Genomic DNA, 16,939 nt, shown 5'->3' with positions numbered 1-16,939 from the left:
CTATTATATCAACCTTTTGAAAAATTCGTTTGCACCTCTTGAATTGGCCAATATCGTAAATCAACTTTACCGACAACTGTATCAGCTTTTACAAATCCAAAGTGTCTACTATCCCAGCTCCCGAGGCGGTTATCACCCACTACAAAAATATATCCAGGTGGCACCGTTTTTTCCTTCGTTAACTCTTCTAGCGTAAAGTCACCTGTTAGTTGTCGTCCATTTATCTCTTTCTTATATTTCTCTAAATAAGGTTCATCCACGAATTGTCCGTTTATATATAGTTTATCATGCTTATATTCAATTTGATCTCCAGGTAAACCGATAATTCTTTTTACGTAGTCCTCTTTTTTATTCGCATGAAACACAACAACATCAAACCTATTCAAGTCTCCCACTTGATAACTCACCTTATTTACAACGAGCATATTGCCATCTTGCAATGTCGGCATCATTGACTTCCCCTCTACAACGTACGTCGAAAAGAAAAACGTTCGAAAAAATACAGCTAATAATACACCAATTAAAATTGTTCGTATCCACTCTATGCCTTCTTTTTTCAAAGTTTTCTTCATCCACTTCTCCCCTTATCCTTTAATAATGAAGCTTTCCTTTACAAAGAAGACTATTCTTAATGTAGTTCTAATTTTACTTCGATTTTCTTACCGACATACCATAAAATAAAAATACCAATTGCTACAATAACTGATTTCACCGGATTATGAATAAATGACATTAAATCATGGCCGATATACGTTAAAATAAAAATCATCACAAGCTTTCCGAACGCGAGCGCAAGACCAAACTGTTTTACACTAATGCGTGATAAACCAGCAACAACGTTTATAAGCGCAGACGGTGTAAACGGAAAACAAAATATGACGAAAATCGGTGCGAATCCTTTTCTTTCAATCCATCCCATTGCCTTCCGTACTCTCTCATGCTTATTTACAAAAGAAAAGAAACGACTTCGGCCAAAATGGCGGATAATGAAAAAGACAAGTAAGGCACCTATTACTGATCCAAGCCAAGAATAAAGAAAACCGAGCCAAAATCCAAATGCAACAGCATTCGCCAATACAAATACGATAAGTGGCAATGCCGGAATCAACGCTTCTATCATCGGTAAACCAATACCAAGCAGTGGTCCGAACGCTTTATAACTTTCAACAATATGATCCATATTTTCTGGTGAAAAATATTCTTTGATTGTCTGAAAATCCATTCTACACTTTACCCCTTTACTCTAAGTACTACCTCTACTGTATCATTGCTTATATGAAAGAGGAAATGGTAGATACGACATATGGAGATGTAATTATTAAGTTTCCATATCTTTCATGAGAATTCCTTCATTATTATGCTATGATAATCTATCAATATTCGACAGGATATGAAGTTAATTTAGACAACGTACCCAGATTATCACTTAATGGTTATTATAAAAATACAGAAAGTAATAATTATTCTTATGAGAAAATAAGTAGCAGCTGTTCATTTTTTCTATTGGCTATTTCTTACAAGCAATTTTTTTAGCAAACGTATACTGTCAATCACAATAAGTATTAACAAATATATAAAAGATAGTATTAATACTGTACTCCGAATAGGTAACATTCGAAATTTGTATAGAAACTTATCAACCATATATATATCTTGCTCATTCGTTATAGTTGCAGGAGTAAATATAAGATAATCTTTCCAATTCTCTATCCAAGTTAAACTAACTGCAGAAAATTGTGTTATCCCTAACCATAAGTAAATAAAAATTGGTATAAGAATCATATATTGCAAACTGTGCAATATCTTTCTTTGCTTCTTGCATTCAATAATTTGAAAAACAAGAAGTGTCAGTATGTACACGATCGATAGAAGAAATACTATGGTGACAACTGGTTGAATGGAAAAAGAAAATAGTAATTTATCAATCTCACTAATTTGACTATATTCTGTTGCATTTTGAGGCGTAAAAATAAAATGTTTTTTGTCAGCCCCTATCATTAACTGACTACCAACAAAACCAGTAAACATAAAGGTAAGCAATAATATAGGCAAAACAAGAATATATTGCGCCCAAAATAACATAGTCCTTTTCAACATACCATCTCCTTTTTATACAATACGGTAAGCAATATCATGTATGCCACTCATGTAAAATGATGCATATTAACAGTGCGATAAACATATGGGGTAAAATTACACTTATAATGTAATTTTACCCCATTTCAAACTACTAAAGAACAAAAATTTTATTTATGAAGCTTACAGCGTGACGGGATATATAATAAAATCAAAAAGGATGAGTTCCCCCATCCTTTTTCCTCTCACGCATCCTCTTCTTTAACAAAATATACTTTCTCATAAGCTGGTCTTAATGTCGATTCATCCCTTTGATCAATCTCTTTAAAACAAGGATTTCCTTGTTTTTTTCTACGATCTTCATATTCAGTACGCAATTTCGCTGTACGATTTTGTTGATTTTCAAAACTACTTTTTGATATTTCTAATTTCACAGCAAAGCCATTTATAAATCTAACAATGACATTTCCATCTTTTGACTCTTTATTACTTTCAATATAAAAATGAGACAACCAAGCGCACTCTTTTCTAGAGTAAGAATAAGTAGGGAAAAAATAAAGTTGATCTGCCGGACTAATCGCAATGGGTGCTTTATGTGTAATATGAGTTAACTCTTTCGTTCCTTCTTTTCTGCCTAAGAAACTAGAGCCATGCTTCCGGCAACTTCTTTCTATAATATCTAGAGGCTTTTGAAATACGAAAAAAGAATCTTCCATCTCAACAACTCGTGTAACAATTTTTTTCTCACTTAGAATAACTGGAAGTAAGGCCATTGTATTTTTATTTACCACATAGTTTTCGACATAGCGTTCTACTTTACTTTCCATATTCTACTGTCTCCTTTTTACCATTTATATTAGCAGCTGCACATATAATTTTAGCATCTATGAAAAGGAAATGGTTTACAAACTCCGCTTTTTTACAATACTTTATCATTTGTCAAATATCTCTTAAATTAAAAAATAACAATATAGTGATTACAAAATAAAAAACCTATACAAAATGTATTTATACTACCTATAAATATTTACAACTACTTACTCATTTCGCATCATTACGACAATTAACTTTGCTATAATTAAAATAAAAATCCAATATATGGAGGTTCACTATGGAAGAAAAAGAAATGCAACCAACGATTCAAATGAAAAATAGCAGCATTGTGATCGTAAAAAACTCAGCTAGTATTATTTTCGGCTTATTTTTCATTCTACTATTCTTCGCAAAGCCTTTTCGTAAATCGAAATGCTCTGAATGTAAGAAACGCGCGAAGAAAAAACTTGAAAAAGAAGAGTAAAAGGCCTTCCATTTTGGAAAGCCTTTTACTCTTCTTCGTATTTTCTTCCGAGTGTCCTTGTATCTATTTTATTTTTTATTAAGAACTTCAACTTTATACATCACTAGCAACTTTTTAATTCGTTAAATCTGCAATATAAGTTTTGTATAAAATTCCATTTCAAAACACAAAATATGTAAGTAATTATTTATGATTACATTAGTTTTTTATCTAATTCCAAAAAGGAGCTGTATAATATGGAGAAAAAAAGTCTATTAAGACAACAGATTAATAGCGTCCCATCAGATGCTCTGAATACCCCTAGTAAAGAGCAAGAACAAATGTTAGAAACGTCATCTCAAGACGAACAAAATTCTAACAAAAAAGAGGTTACTCAAAGCCTATATGGCGCAGATTTACCCATTTCGGATGTAGACAGAACAACAAATAAACAATAAATTGTAAAGAAAAAAATTAAGAACAAATAAAGTGAAACTTTAATCGGTCCTCAACAATTGGGCGTTAACAGACAGTTGGTCTCCCGCCGAATTTTGAGAGGAGAAAGCAACTGCCCGTTAATGCGCATGATAAAAGGACGACCATTATTTTCACAGTTATAAGGACGTAATTTTTCTTCAATGAAATGAAAACGAATTGTTACTTCAATCGTACGTAGAAAATGATCCTGCAGAACTAATTCTTCTATAGAAACTGATACGCGTTCACCCCGATGATTTTCGACTACCTCCATCATAAGAAATCTCTTCTTTTCCATCAATTTTGACATAAAAAAAGAGATGGAAAGACTTGCTCCACAACATAAAAAAAGGATGGCAGCAGCCATCCTTTTTTCTATCATCAACTATAAAATTATAGTTTGATTACGTTTTTAGCTTGAGGTCCACGGTTACCGTCTTCGATTTCGAAGCTAACTTTTTGACCTTCTTCTAAAGATTTGAAACCGTCAGTTTCGATTGCAGAGAAGTGTACGAATACGTCGTTTTCGCCTGGAACTTCGATGAAACCGAATCCTTTTTCGTTGTTAAACCATTTTACTTGTCCTGTTACTGCCATAATTATTTCCTCCTAAGAAAATACAAATTTTAATTTTTTTAGTTTTCCTATCTAAAAAAAGAATCCACACATTATCAAATACGAAACATAAACTAGTTCTCACATACTTTTTCTCGTTCGTTTTCGGCACTTGATAACATATGGATTGCTTAATTTAACTATTCAACTGACATTATCATAGCACATTAAAATAAAATGTACAATCTTTTTTGAAAATAACTGACAAATTAAATTGATTGTACATTCGTAAATATTTGATTTTAACACATGCTGAATTCACTATAGAATGAACATATACATCATTTGAATGCGATTACATCCCTTGTTCTGAGGTGTTACAATATAATTATATTGGAGGGGATTATATGTCAAACTACACAAACGAAGAAAAGCTTACAGGGGGAAACGTCTCAAATGTACATCGTTCTGAAAATACTGTTCGGCGAGAATTAAAGCCTGGCAGTACAAAGGTTCATAAGCTATTACAACATTTAGAAAAGAAAGGATTTCAGCACGCTCCAAAGTTTTTAGGTGTAGATGAAAAAGATAGAGAGATTTTATCTTTTGTTGAAGGAGAAGCCGGGAATTATCCGTTAAAAGAATATATGCGATCTAATGATGTTTTAAAAGAAATAGCAAAGATGCTTCGCCTTTATCATGATGCGGTAAGTGATTTTCCGTTATTAAATGAATGGAAACCGATGGATCGTACTCCAAATAATATTGAGGTTGTATGCCATAACGATTTTGCTATATATAATATTATTTTTAATAATGAAAAACCAGTAGGCATTATTGATTTCGATGTTGCTGCTCCTGGTCCGAGAATTTGGGATATCGCTTATACGCTTTATACTTGTGTTCCTTTAAGCAGAGTATATTATACAGAAACAGGCGAGGCAGTTCATTATGAATCGGCACAACATGCTGATCGTATAAAAGAAAGAGTGAAATTGTTTGTTCAGTCCTACGGGAAAAATATGGACGAAGATTACTTAGGAATGGTTTTACTACGATTAGAAGCGTTATGTACATATATGAAAAGAAAAGCACAAGAAGGCGATGTGAATTTCCAAAGAATGATTGATGAGGGGCATTTAGAGCATTACGAGAAAGATATAGAGTTTATTCGTAATCATGGAGCTGAGTGGATTTAATCCTATTGTCTTTTTTGTCGGTAAGTCGATATCCTTTGTCGAATCGTGTGAAAAATAATAAGGGGCACCCTTCAAAAAGGGGCCCCTTCCTTTTATTTTGTAAACTGTGCTTCTTCTGTAGATCCTTTTAATGCTGTCGTTGATGAAGTACCGCCTGTAATAACTTGTGCTACTTCATCAAAATAGCCTGTTCCTACTTCGCGTTGATGACGAGTTGCAGAGTAGCCGTGTTTTTCTGCTGCGAATTCTGCTTGTTGTAGTTCAGAGTACGCTGCCATGCCGCGCTCTTTATAGCCGCGTGCTAATTCAAACATGCCGTAGTTTAATGAGTGGAACCCAGCTAGTGTTACGAACTGGAACTTATAACCGTAAGATGCAATTTCTTTTTGGAAGCTTGCAATTGTTTTCTCATCTAGTTTTTGTTTCCAGTTGAATGAAGGTGAACAGTTGTATGCAAGCAATTTCCCTGGATGTTCTTTATGAATTGCGTCTGCAAATCGTTTTGCATCTTCTAAATTTGGTTCAGACGTCTCGCACCAAACGAGGTCTGCGTAAGGAGCGTATGCTAAACCACGTGCAATTGCTTGATCAAGACCTGCTTTCGTACGGTAAAATCCTTCTGGAGTTCTTTCTCCTGTAATAAACGCTTTATCAACTGGATCGATATCGCTCGTAATTAAATCTGCTGCATCCGCATCTGTTCTTGCAACGATAATTGTCGGCACTCCCATTACATCTGCCGCAAGACGTGCCGAAATTAAATTACGTACCGCTGTTTGCGTCGGTAGTAATACTTTTCCTCCTAAATGCCCGCATTTTTTCTCTGAAGATAATTGATCTTCAAAGTGTACACCTGATGCACCTGCTTCAATCATACCTTTCATTAGTTCAAATACGTTTAATTGTCCGCCAAATCCAGCTTCTGCATCAGCTACAATCGGCACGAAATAATCTGTATCACCGCTTCCTTCCATGTGCTGAATTTGATCCGCACGTTGAAGTGTTTGATTAATTCGTTTTACTACAGCAGGTACGCTATTCGCTGGATATAAACTTTGGTCTGGATACATATGTCCAGAAAGGTTCGCATCAGCTGCTACTTGCCATCCACTTAAATAAATTGCTTTTAGTCCAGCTTTTACTTGTTGCATCGCTTGGTTTCCTGTTAATGCGCCAAGTGCGTTAATGTAATCTTCCGTATGAAGCGATGACCAAAGCTTTTCAGCACCGCGGCGTGCTAACGTATGTTCAATATCAATTGACCCGCGCAGGCGAATTACATCTTCTGCTGAATATGGACGTGTGATTCCTTTCCAACGCGTATCTAGTTCCCAGCTCTCTTGTAATTTCTCGATTCTTTCGTTTTTCATTTGTTCCATCCCCTTTTCATTTTTTATAAAATTTCATAACCCGGTAATGTTAAAAATGGTACGAATTCATCATTCCGAACGAGATTTGTAAACAACGTTGTCGCCTCTTGGAATCTCCCTTTCTTAAAGGCTTCTTTACCAATCCCTGTTTCTATTTTTGCTAATTCTTCTTCTTTTAACTCTTCCATCAATTCGAGCGTAATATTACGGCCGTCATTTAGCTTTCCACCTTCATGGCGAATCCATTGCCATACTTGTGCTCTAGAAATTTCCGCTGTTGCCGCATCTTCCATTAAGTTATAAATTGGCGCTGCTCCCCGCCCGCTTAACCAAGATGCGATATATTGAATGCCTACGCTAATATTGAGGCGAAGTCCCTCTTCTGTAATCGTTCCCATTGGTATTTCTAATAAATCCTTTTCTGTAACATGTATTTCTTCACGTTTTCTAAAAATTTGATTCGGTGTTTTCATAATGTGATTAAATACTTCCATCGCGACTGGTACAAGTCCCGGGTGGGCAACCCAAGTCCCATCATGACCATCTAAAGCTTCGCGCTCTTTATCTGCACGCACTTTTTCAAAAGCTGCTTCATTCGCTTCTGGATTATTTTTAATCGGAATTTGTGCTGCCATTCCTCCAATAGCTGGTGCATTACGGCGGTGACACGTTTGAATGACTTTCAAAGAATACGCGCGCATAAACGGCGCGGTCATCGTGACTTGCGCTCTATCTGGAAGTAAAAATTCATTATGGTTACGAAAACTCTTTAGAAAACTGAAAATATAATCCCATCTTCCGCAATTTAATCCGGCAGAATGATCTTTAAGCTCATACAAAATTTCATCCATTTCAAATGAAGCGTGAATCGTTTCCAGTAATACCGTTGCTTTAATCGTTCCGTTTGGAATACCGATATATTTTTGAGCAAATACGAAAACGTCATTCCATAACCTTGCTTCTAAATGGCTTTCCATTTTCGGTAAGTAAAAGTATGGACCGCTTCCTTTTGCTAGAAGAGCTTTCGCATTATGGAAAAAATAAAGTCCGAAATCTACTAAGCTACCAGACATATTCTTCCCTTCAACTTGCATATGTTTTTCTTCTAAATGCCAGCCTCTTGGACGCACAATTAATACAGCTGTTTTACGATTTAAACGATATTCTTTCCCGTTTTCATTTTTATGTGAAATCGTTCCCTGCACAGCATCTCGTAAGTTTATTTGACCTTCAATCGCATTCTCCCAAGTTGGTGAATTCGAATCTTCAAAATCCGCCATAAAAAGATGTGCTCCTGAATTCAAAGCATTAATAACCATCTTTCTATCTACTGGCCCAGTAATCTCTACGCGGCGATCCTCTAAATCTTTTGGCAACTTGGCAATTGTCCAATCCGCTTCACGTATGTTCTTTGTTTCTTCTAAAAACTTCGGAAACTCTCCTGCATCAATTCTCTTTTGTTTCTCCGCACGCTTTTGTAAAAGTTCTATGCGGCGCTCATTGAAATTTTCATGTAGTTTCTTTAAAAAACTAAGCGCCTCAGGTGTCAATATTTCGTTGTACGCGGGTAACATTTCTCCGGGCAATGTAACCCGTGAAGTTTGCGTCGACATATTAGCATCCCCTTCTTAAACTGTTTTATAACAGATTTGATTTTATGTTTTATATTATATAACAAATCTTCAGAAAAGGAAGTTTTTTTTGAAAATTCATTTCTTTTTTTTTCAAAATGCGTTTCTTTCGCGCTTTACTTCATACAAAAAAGACCATTGTTATATAACAACGGTCTTTTTTGTATTACTTTATTACTGTTCAGGATTGTGCAGCATTGCTTTATATAAAAACTGTGCATACTGTTCTCTTTTCACTTTCATAGACGGACCAAATTTATTATCTCCGATTCCCGCCGTAATACCATTTGTTTGAATTGCACTAATTGCATTTGTTGCCCATGAATTTGCTGAAACATCATTAAACGTATGAGATCCCTTTGCTTGTAAATCAAAAGCATTCGTAAGAACTTGCGCCATTTCCGCACGAGTTAACGTTGCTTTCGGTCTAAAGTTTCCATGCTCGTCTCCCATAAAAATTTCTAGTTCCGTTAAAGCTAATATCTCTTCAATAAAGTTTGTTGAGTTTTCATCGATATCCCCATATGGGTTTTCATATTCATCTTGTTCTTCTATATCAAATACACGATAAATTAAAGCTGCAACTTGCTCACGTGTAACGTCATCTCCAAAACCGAATATCCCATTTCCATATCCAAAAATAATTTCGCTTTCCGCTAAATTATGAATTGCCTCTTCTGACCAATGTCCTTTTGGTACATCTTTAAATACAATTGGATTTGTATTTTGTAGCGGTGCACTTTCTGCTTTTACATTGTTACTCTCTGCTGAGAACAACACCCCACCCATAATTGTTAATGCCGTAGCTGTTTTTAATAATTTTTTGCTCATCAAATTATCTCCCCAATATGTATATATTTTTCAAAATATACATAACAAATGGTATAGTGACAATAGATTTTCCGACACATTTCGTGACGTTTTTATGAATCATATTACACATCGTGTCTTTTTTATGGGGTTGATTATAAAGCTCATGTACAAAAATAAAAATACATAAATATGAATAATAATTCTCCATTACACAAACAAAAAACACAAATAATTTATTTGTGTTTTTTGTTTTACTCTATTTCCAATCCTCTTTCAAATGATAATTAATAATCGCATTGTTTATAAACTGAGCATATTGTTCTCTCGGTACAGGGCGATTTAATTCATACATCCCTTTTCCAGTCCCTGTCACAACTTGATTAGATTTCAGTGCACTAATTGCCTCTTCTGCCCAATGTCCTTTTGGTACATCTTTAAATGTATGCTTTTGTTTTGCTTCAAAAGTATATGCCTTTTGAATTACTACTGCCATTTCAGCTCGAGTAATTGGTGCTTTCGGTCTAAAGTTTCCGTTTGCATCACCTTTAAAAACGCCACGTTTTGTTAACGCTAAAATTTCCTTTTGGAAATCAGTTGAACTGCCGGAAATATCTTTGTATGGATTCGCTATTGCCCCTTCGTCTTTCATTTCAAGTGTTTTGTAAATAACTCCAGCCACTTGTTCACGTGTTGTAAGGTCTCCAACACCATACTTTCCGTTTCCGTATCCAACTATTATTTTATTATAAGCTAAATCTAAAATAGCATCATATGCCCAAAATCCGTATGGAACATCATCAAATACGATCATTTCCGGATATTCTTCCGCTTTTACAGGCGCCACATTCGTTCCTGCAAATATACCGCCTACCATTGTCGCAATCATCATTACACCCAATATTTTTTTCTTCATTGTCCTCTCTCCCTATTTCTATTTTATGTTAAATAGAAATATAATAGATCACACAAAGTTATCCATACTACATATGAAGTATCTTCAAATAAAATGAACTTCATTATTTCAGGAGTATTAATTTGTTGGTGAATGTAAGATAAAATGCACATCTTCTAGAAGAAACATTTCGACTACCTTTCTGCTTTATACCTCCTTCTTTCTTATTTCAAAAAGGAAGCTGTCACATCTAAGGTGCTATATATTAAAAATTCTACAATCTCTTTGTGAACTCCTTTACATTTTTAAATTTCACTTTATTGACACAAAAAGACGCAAATATTATATATTTGCGTCTTTTCAATATCGTTTGATCCGAATTATAAAGTAGCACTTTCCTTCATCGATAATTCATTTCCTGTTCCCTTGCGAAAAGTAAATGCCATTCCTACAAATATAAGAACAATCCCTACTACTTGCATACTAGTCGGTCTAAAGCCGGTAAAGACTGTGTCTAATAATATTGCAACCGCAGGATCTAAAAACACTAATACCGAAATTAATCTCGTCGATAAACCTCTTAAACTGTCAAAAAATAAGTAATATACAAATCCCGTATGTATAAGTCCTGTTGCTGTGATCATCATCCAGTTCATCTCTGTTAACCCTTGAAACTTTCCAAAGTCTACGAATGGTAGTAATAAAAATATACCTAAAAACGTTTGTAAAAATGTCATCGCATATGCGCTCGTATGCTGAATTCCTTTTCCTAATAAAGTGGTAAAAGCATAAAATAAGGCTGCAAGAAGTGCCCATACCATTCCAGATGACATTAATTTCTCTAACGACATACTACCGTCTACTCCAGCGACTAAAACTGTACCGATAAAACAAATGACAATGGACATAACCGCAAATACTGTAAGTCTCTCTTTAAATACAATACTACCAATCATTAATACGATAATGGGTGCAAGATGGTAAACTGAAATTGCAATTGTAATCGACATAACTTCAAACGCTTTAAATAGAAATACCCAGTTAAAAACGAGAAATACACCGCATGCTAATATTTGCATTACTTCTTTTTTATTCCATTTCTCACTTTTATACTGTCCTGTTACGAGCCAACATAATGCTAAAAATAGAGTCGCACAAATGCAACGAACGAATACTAATTCAAAAGACGGTAAACCTGTTTGAGTAGAAAAAAATCCAATTGATCCGAAAATAGACATCGAAAGGATCATTTTTATAGCCGGCATTGATTTTTTATTGAACACCCTTTCTCTCCTCCTATAAACTATCTGTTACAAATGAAAAATATCCAAAACATTACGTATTATTATATATTAGAATCGGAAAATTGTAAAAAATTAGAATATATTAAGTGATAGCTGCACAAAATTTCCATAAAAAAAATCATCCTTTTTTACATAGGATGATCTTTTTATTCATTGAGAGGAATTTCTCTATATTAAAACTTAAATATACTACTACTTTTGAAGTTTAAATTGGGCAACTATTTGTTTTAATCCTCCTGCTGCATTATGCATCTGTTCAATTGAAACCGAGATCTCTTGAACAGATTTTTCTTGCTGTTGAATAGACTCTTTTACCCTATCAGTTCGGTCAGATGATCTTTGGGAAATTTGAGCCATGTCTTCTGCAGAAGCCGAAATCTCTTCACTACTCGCTGCAATTTCATCTGTAGACATAGATACCGTTTGAATTTGCTCCGATACTTGCTGTACTTTTTCTGTAATTTTTCCAAATACTTTTTCCGTATGCATTACTACTTGTGTACCTGCCTGTACCTCATTATCTACTTTCCCCATCATATGTACCGTATGGTTCGTTGTTCCCATAACTTGAGTAATAAGCTTCTCAATTTGTTTTGCAGAATTACCAGATTGTTCCGCTAATTTCCGCACTTCATCTGCCACAATTGCAAACCCTCTACCACTTTCCCCAGCACGGGCAGCCTCAATTGCGGCATTTAATGCTAATAAGTTAATCTGAGAGGCAATAGCTTGCATAACATCAATGATTTCGACAATTTCTTCTGATTGTTCTTTCATAGTCTCTACCTGTTTAACACCGCTATGTACTGAATTTTGGATTATATCCATCTGTTGAATCATTTGTTTCATTAACTTATTACCACTCTCTGCGTCTAATGCCGACTGAGCAGACAATTCATTTACAGATGATGATGTATTCACTATACTCTGCATTCCTTGTGTCAACTCTTCCATCGCACCCGCAGTTTGTTCCATTGCTTGCATTTGGCTCTCTGCACCATTTGCAACTTCTTCAATATCCATCGTTATTTTCTTAGCCGCACTGCTAGATACTTCTGATGCAGATACCACTCCATCTGCATGTTGGAATAAAAGCTGAATATTATTCTCTACTTCTTTCATATTTGTTCTTAACCCTGTAATCATTTCATTAAAATCACTTACTAATACACCTAATTCATCCTTAGCATTATACTCACCGTGTACAGTTAAATCCCCTTCTTTTGCTCTTTCCATCATACGACTAACCGTTTGTAAAGGAGCAACTATAAGCCTGCTAATAATATAACTTACTATACATATAACGATTGTAGTAACTACTACAAGAACGATAAAAGTAATAACGGACCGATCTATCATTTTTTGAGAATCTTTAAATACTTGATCAGCTAAGTTTGAAACATACGATTCTAGATCCACTGCATAACTAGCTAACTCTATTCCCTTCGGTTTTAATTCCTTCTGAAATTCGTTTACCATTTGTGGCTCGTTTGTTGCCTTCGCCTTTTCAAACAATTTTTTATATGTATCTATATAACTTGGCAAAGATTTCTTCATCTTCTGAAACAGTTCATCCTCTTGCTTACTTAAATTAAAGCCATCATCATATTCTTTTAATAAAGAATCATATTTTTTAAGATCCTTTTCGATATTATCAATTATCCCCTCTTTATTTATCCCTTCATTTTGTGATGCCGTAATTAATTCTAATAAGTTATATTCTAGTGAATTTTGTGTACGAAGCATTCCTTCTAATAAAATTGCAGAATATTGATAATCATCTACTACAACCTCTGTATCGTGCTTAATCTTATTAATAGAATTAATTGCTACACAGCTCATAATTACCATACCTAAAATTGCTAATGAGATAAGCGATAATAATTTATATTTCACTTTTAAATTTTGTAAAAAATACATATTTCCACCTTTATTCCTTTATATATAGATTTTTAAAATTTTATAGCTTATTATTTACAAAATCACAATAAAAAGCAATGATAAATATTCCCAATATTGAACTTATATCTATATAAAAAAAGAAGTAGCATAATAGCTACTTCTTTTTGCTTTGTTTCTCATATTGTTCAAACGTATGAATTCTTTCGAAAATTGGTGGATGTGTGTATAAGAAAAACTTTACTAACGCAGGAGGATTTACTTGGCTTAAACTCGTTTTTGATAAATATTGAAACGTTTTTACACCAGATTTCCCGTCCTTCGTCATGTGTAAAGCATATTGATCTGCCGCTCGTTCTTCTATACGAGAAACATAGTTTGTTGCTGGCTGTGATGCAAAAGAGAGTACAGAAGAAATTAAGAAAAATAAAGGTAAAATTGAAAAACATGCTGCTTTTGAAATTTGCAGCGTATCTCCCCATTTTCGAATACACATATTGATAATACGACTAATGAGGTACATCCCTATAAACGATAGCAACATATAACTCGCAACGCCCCAATATATATGTTTCATAACATAATGTCCCATTTCATGGGCCATTATAAATAAAATCTCTTTATCTTTTAATTGCTTAAGCGTTGTATCCCACATTACAATACGAGCGTTAGGGCCAATTCCTGTTACATATGCATTTAACGCATTCGTTTTCTCTGACATATTTACTTCATACACGTGTTTAGCAGGAATGTCCGCTTTGTCTGCTATCGCTAAAATTTTCGTTTCTAATTCTTTATTTTTCAGCGTCGAAAAGTCGTTATAAAGTGGATCAATAACGACAGGCTGTATAAATGTTAAAAAGATTGTAAATGGTACAGAGAGCGCCCACCCTGCTAGCCACCATCTCTTCGGGAATTTACGGATAAGCCATAACAGAACGGCAACGACAATTAACATCGTCGCATAACTTTCCCAAAAACCGATAACATGATCTTTTATCCAGCTTTGTGTACTTTGCGTTGAAATGCCGTAATCAACGGATACCTTTCGGCTAATCCATTGCATCGGCAAGGCAAGAACTGTTGTGAGTAGTGATAAATAAAAGAAATAAATCGCTACTTGCAGGACACTTATTTTCGTCGTTTCCTTCGACCATTTCTCAAACTTTCTTGAAACACCGAGAACAAGTACAAATAATAATATGATCCATTCTAGAGGCGTCGCTAAAAAGTACAGTAAATTTTTCACGCGCGAATAATCTTGGCTTAGCGTAAGCTCTCTTGCATTCATAAACGTTTCTGGATCTGCACTCGTTCCTTTATACATGTCCGGAATAAGTTCATGATTCCATCCAAATAAATACCAATATATAAGCAACGCAAACCCCACGTACAAAAAAAGCGACCACCCAATAACCTTCCTCACGCTATTCCCTCCTCTATGCTGCCTGTCTATTATTATTGTAAGTTCGTACATGCTAAATTAGAACAAGCTTATTATGCGAATTGCTCGCGAGCCTTCTATTTATATAAAAAAACTCTTCTACAAATAGAAGAGTTTTACCTACCTTTAGACACTTTCTTCGGTTCATAATTTTGGATAAGAAACGCACTTATAAACTAGCGCCTTTTACATAGCGTATAAAAAATACGACTAAAACTAGTACGTGTCTCCTTAAGGAAGTACATCCACTAATAAACTAAAATCTTGTAAAGAAAAAGAACTATATTTCATAATACCTTGTACTGCTAATAGTAAAATAAGACCGGTCACACACATATAATTAACGCTTTCTTCACTCTTTTTTTCAGCAACTATTCCGCCGCTTATACATAAAATCCCTAACAAATGGAGTGCTAAATACATAAAGAAATAAGCTTCCTCCCAGCGAAGAATAACATTGACTGTCGTTATCAGCACAATACTAAGCAAAATCAAATAAAAAAACTTATTTGATGATATTGTTTCATTCATATAATTTTATACATCCCTTTCAAATTTAGAATTAATGATGTTTCAAAGCTATAAAGTAAATGATTGTTTTCATACTATAAAGTGAAACTTTAATCAGTGGGGGTTTTCTTCATCCCCACTGATTATTAGCCCTCACTAATCGGACTTTTATGGGCAGCCCGACCCCCACCTAAATTCTTTGCTTTCGCTGAATTTTGAGTTGGGGGTCTTACTGCCCATTAAAGTGGGGTAAAACAAAAGGAAAGCCCCCGTTACTTTCTCGAATACGTTATGAACCCACATATACTTCTCTTCATTTTTTCTGAAGATGCGCTTCATCATTTCTTCTACAATTAGACCAAATATTAGTAAAGCCCCTAACACAATAAGAAGAGAAATAATATTTTCTTTTACATGAGTACTAGAAAATAAGTAATACTCTGGAAATACACTCGTATCTACTACAACAAACGCTTTTATCACACATATCTGTAATAGACGTAGCATCTATAATGTCCTTTAATATTTTTTCAATCGTCTTCTTCATCTCATTTACTCCCCACTACATCTGAAAAGCTTTTTTCTTGCTCTACATATATAGCCGGCATTTCTTTATTCCAATATTTGCGGTTAACAAATAAGAAAATGAGTACTAAGTTTAATCCCGTCATAAAAATAATAAGTCCTGGAAAGAATGTCGTATAATTTGAGAAATCTGCAAAACTCATTATCTCTTCTTTATTTATTAGAAAAGAAGCACCGATTACAAATGCATTGTTTAACATATGAATCGCAATTGGCATGAGTAAGCTATTTGTACGAATATATACGATCGATAGTACAACGCTAAATACAACTGCACCTAGGAAATCAACGTGTAACAATGCAAATAATATCGCTACAACAATAATCGCTATACTCGTTCCCCATTTTGCAGCAAAACGTTGCAGTAAAAATCCCCGAAATACAAATTCACCAATAATTGGTGCGATGAATACGACCATAATAAACTGATATACAAATCCCCCTGTGCTATCTATAATCGGTTCACGTAACGCGTTCATAATAAATTCCGGTGTAATCCAAGCAAAGCTATACATGTACAAAATAAGATATCCATAACTAAACACGGCTAACATAAGTGCAATGTATAAAACTTGCACCAGGTTAAACGTTTCATTTTTATTAATAAATAATGAAAAGGAAACACGGTGTTTTCTGTACTCAAAAAAAATCCATGTAATCGGAAGGATATAGAATATAAGAATATTTATAAAAGTAGAATTTTGCATATGAAATGTATTTTCTATCAATTCATTACTGACCCTTGCAACTAAAGTTAATAGTGCAAATACAATTAAAAAATATCTAGCTCGCATCGTTTGAAACGGATTCACACTCATCTCCTCCCCTATGTTACTTTTATCATATCATTTGATTCTTAATTTTTTGAGAAAGAAAACCTTAAAATTTCCTTAAAAATTCCATAAGTT

General features: G+C 34.4%; 16 protein-coding genes and 4 pseudogenes. 3 read left to right on the top strand and 17 right to left on the bottom strand.

The features are described 5' to 3' along the window. Positions 1–8: 8 nt before the first annotated feature. From lepB to AC3WVA_RS09755, 4 genes are all read right to left on the bottom strand, one after another. Entirely contained in the window at positions 9–572 is a 564-nt protein-coding gene (lepB, locus tag AC3WVA_RS09770; protein ID WP_048526650.1) for a signal peptidase I, read from the bottom strand. 56 nt (positions 573–628) lie between these two features. Next, positions 629–1,222, bottom strand: a complete 594-nt coding sequence (locus AC3WVA_RS09765; protein ID WP_048526648.1) for a TVP38/TMEM64 family protein — start codon at positions 1,220–1,222, stop codon at positions 629–631. A gap of 278 nt (positions 1,223–1,500) precedes the next feature. After that, positions 1,501–2,097, bottom strand: a complete 597-nt coding sequence (locus tag AC3WVA_RS09760) for a DUF4306 domain-containing protein (RefSeq protein ID WP_098344767.1) — start codon at positions 2,095–2,097, stop codon at positions 1,501–1,503. 224 nt (positions 2,098–2,321) lie between these two features. Further along, positions 2,322–2,903, bottom strand: a complete 582-nt coding sequence (locus tag AC3WVA_RS09755; protein WP_048526644.1) for a competence protein ComK — start codon at positions 2,901–2,903, stop codon at positions 2,322–2,324. 284 nt (positions 2,904–3,187) lie between these two features. On the opposite strand from AC3WVA_RS09755, the gene AC3WVA_RS09750 reads away from it, so the two are divergent. Together AC3WVA_RS09750 and AC3WVA_RS09745 are read left to right on the top strand one after the other, a co-directional pair. Beyond that, positions 3,188–3,373 carry a hypothetical protein gene (locus AC3WVA_RS09750; RefSeq protein WP_098344768.1) on the top strand — a complete coding sequence of 62 codons (186 nt, stop codon included), beginning with the start codon at positions 3,188–3,190 and terminating at the stop codon, positions 3,371–3,373. A gap of 236 nt (positions 3,374–3,609) precedes the next feature. Further along, a complete protein-coding gene (locus AC3WVA_RS09745; protein ID WP_098344769.1) occupies positions 3,610–3,810 on the top strand; it encodes a hypothetical protein in 201 nt (66 codons plus the stop codon). A 128-nt stretch (positions 3,811–3,938) separates the two neighbouring features. On the opposite strand, the pseudogene AC3WVA_RS09740 reads toward AC3WVA_RS09745, so the two are convergent. Both AC3WVA_RS09740 and cspA read right to left on the bottom strand, forming a co-directional pair. Then, positions 3,939–4,106, bottom strand: a pseudogene (locus AC3WVA_RS09740) (IS5/IS1182 family transposase); the annotation flags it as partial. A 116-nt stretch (positions 4,107–4,222) separates the two neighbouring features. Further along, entirely contained in the window at positions 4,223–4,426 is a 204-nt protein-coding gene (cspA, locus tag AC3WVA_RS09735) for an RNA chaperone/antiterminator CspA (protein WP_000301518.1), read from the bottom strand. A gap of 365 nt (positions 4,427–4,791) precedes the next feature. Here cspA and AC3WVA_RS09730 point away from each other — a divergent pair, with 365 nt between their 5' ends. Further along, positions 4,792–5,583: a phosphotransferase gene (locus tag AC3WVA_RS09730; RefSeq protein ID WP_098521067.1), complete on the top strand. Its 792-nt coding sequence runs from the start codon at positions 4,792–4,794 to the stop codon at positions 5,581–5,583. Positions 5,584–5,675: 92 nt separating this feature from the next. Here AC3WVA_RS09730 and aceA read toward each other — a convergent pair whose 3' ends face one another. From aceA to AC3WVA_RS09675, 11 genes and pseudogenes are all read right to left on the bottom strand, one after another. Next, positions 5,676–6,953, bottom strand: a complete 1,278-nt coding sequence (aceA, locus tag AC3WVA_RS09725) for an isocitrate lyase (protein WP_064476845.1) — start codon at positions 6,951–6,953, stop codon at positions 5,676–5,678. Positions 6,954–6,976: 23 nt separating this feature from the next. Then, the gene (gene aceB / locus AC3WVA_RS09720) at positions 6,977–8,566 is read right to left on the bottom strand and encodes a malate synthase A (protein WP_098880661.1); all 1,590 of its coding nucleotides are present in this window, start codon (positions 8,564–8,566) and stop codon (positions 6,977–6,979) included. A gap of 192 nt (positions 8,567–8,758) precedes the next feature. Continuing rightward, positions 8,759–9,527: pseudogene (locus AC3WVA_RS09715) on the bottom strand (S-layer homology domain-containing protein). Between the two features lie 126 nt (positions 9,528–9,653). Then, a complete protein-coding gene (locus AC3WVA_RS09710) occupies positions 9,654–10,310 on the bottom strand; it encodes an S-layer homology domain-containing protein (RefSeq protein ID WP_048526630.1) in 657 nt (218 codons plus the stop codon). Between the two features lie 359 nt (positions 10,311–10,669). Beyond that, a complete protein-coding gene (locus AC3WVA_RS09705) occupies positions 10,670–11,572 on the bottom strand; it encodes a DMT family transporter (protein ID WP_098344773.1) in 903 nt (300 codons plus the stop codon). Between the two features lie 213 nt (positions 11,573–11,785). After that, complete coding sequence (locus tag AC3WVA_RS09700) at positions 11,786–12,577, bottom strand: methyl-accepting chemotaxis protein (protein ID WP_413229223.1); 792 nt, start codon at positions 12,575–12,577, stop codon at positions 11,786–11,788. Positions 12,578–12,733: 156 nt separating this feature from the next. Beyond that, positions 12,734–13,513, bottom strand: a pseudogene (locus tag AC3WVA_RS09695) (MCP four helix bundle domain-containing protein); the annotation flags it as partial. Positions 13,514–13,649: 136 nt separating this feature from the next. Further along, on the bottom strand, positions 13,650–14,918 hold the full coding sequence (locus tag AC3WVA_RS09690; RefSeq protein WP_142320934.1) for a M48 family metallopeptidase: 1,269 nt from the start codon (positions 14,916–14,918) through the stop codon (positions 13,650–13,652). A gap of 249 nt (positions 14,919–15,167) precedes the next feature. Continuing rightward, positions 15,168–15,467 (bottom strand): hypothetical protein, encoded by a 300-nt coding sequence (locus tag AC3WVA_RS09685; protein WP_001006046.1) that lies wholly within the window; start codon positions 15,465–15,467, stop codon positions 15,168–15,170. A 147-nt stretch (positions 15,468–15,614) separates the two neighbouring features. After that, positions 15,615–15,993: pseudogene (locus tag AC3WVA_RS09680) on the bottom strand (hypothetical protein). Position 15,994: 1 nt separating this feature from the next. Next, positions 15,995–16,849, bottom strand: a complete 855-nt coding sequence (locus tag AC3WVA_RS09675; RefSeq protein ID WP_098344775.1) for a CPBP family intramembrane glutamic endopeptidase — start codon at positions 16,847–16,849, stop codon at positions 15,995–15,997. Positions 16,850–16,939: the final 90 nt, after the last annotated feature.

The organism is Bacillus sp. EB106-04-02-XG92, assembly GCF_058791995.1.
This window is presented reverse-complemented; position numbering and strand designations above follow the sequence as displayed.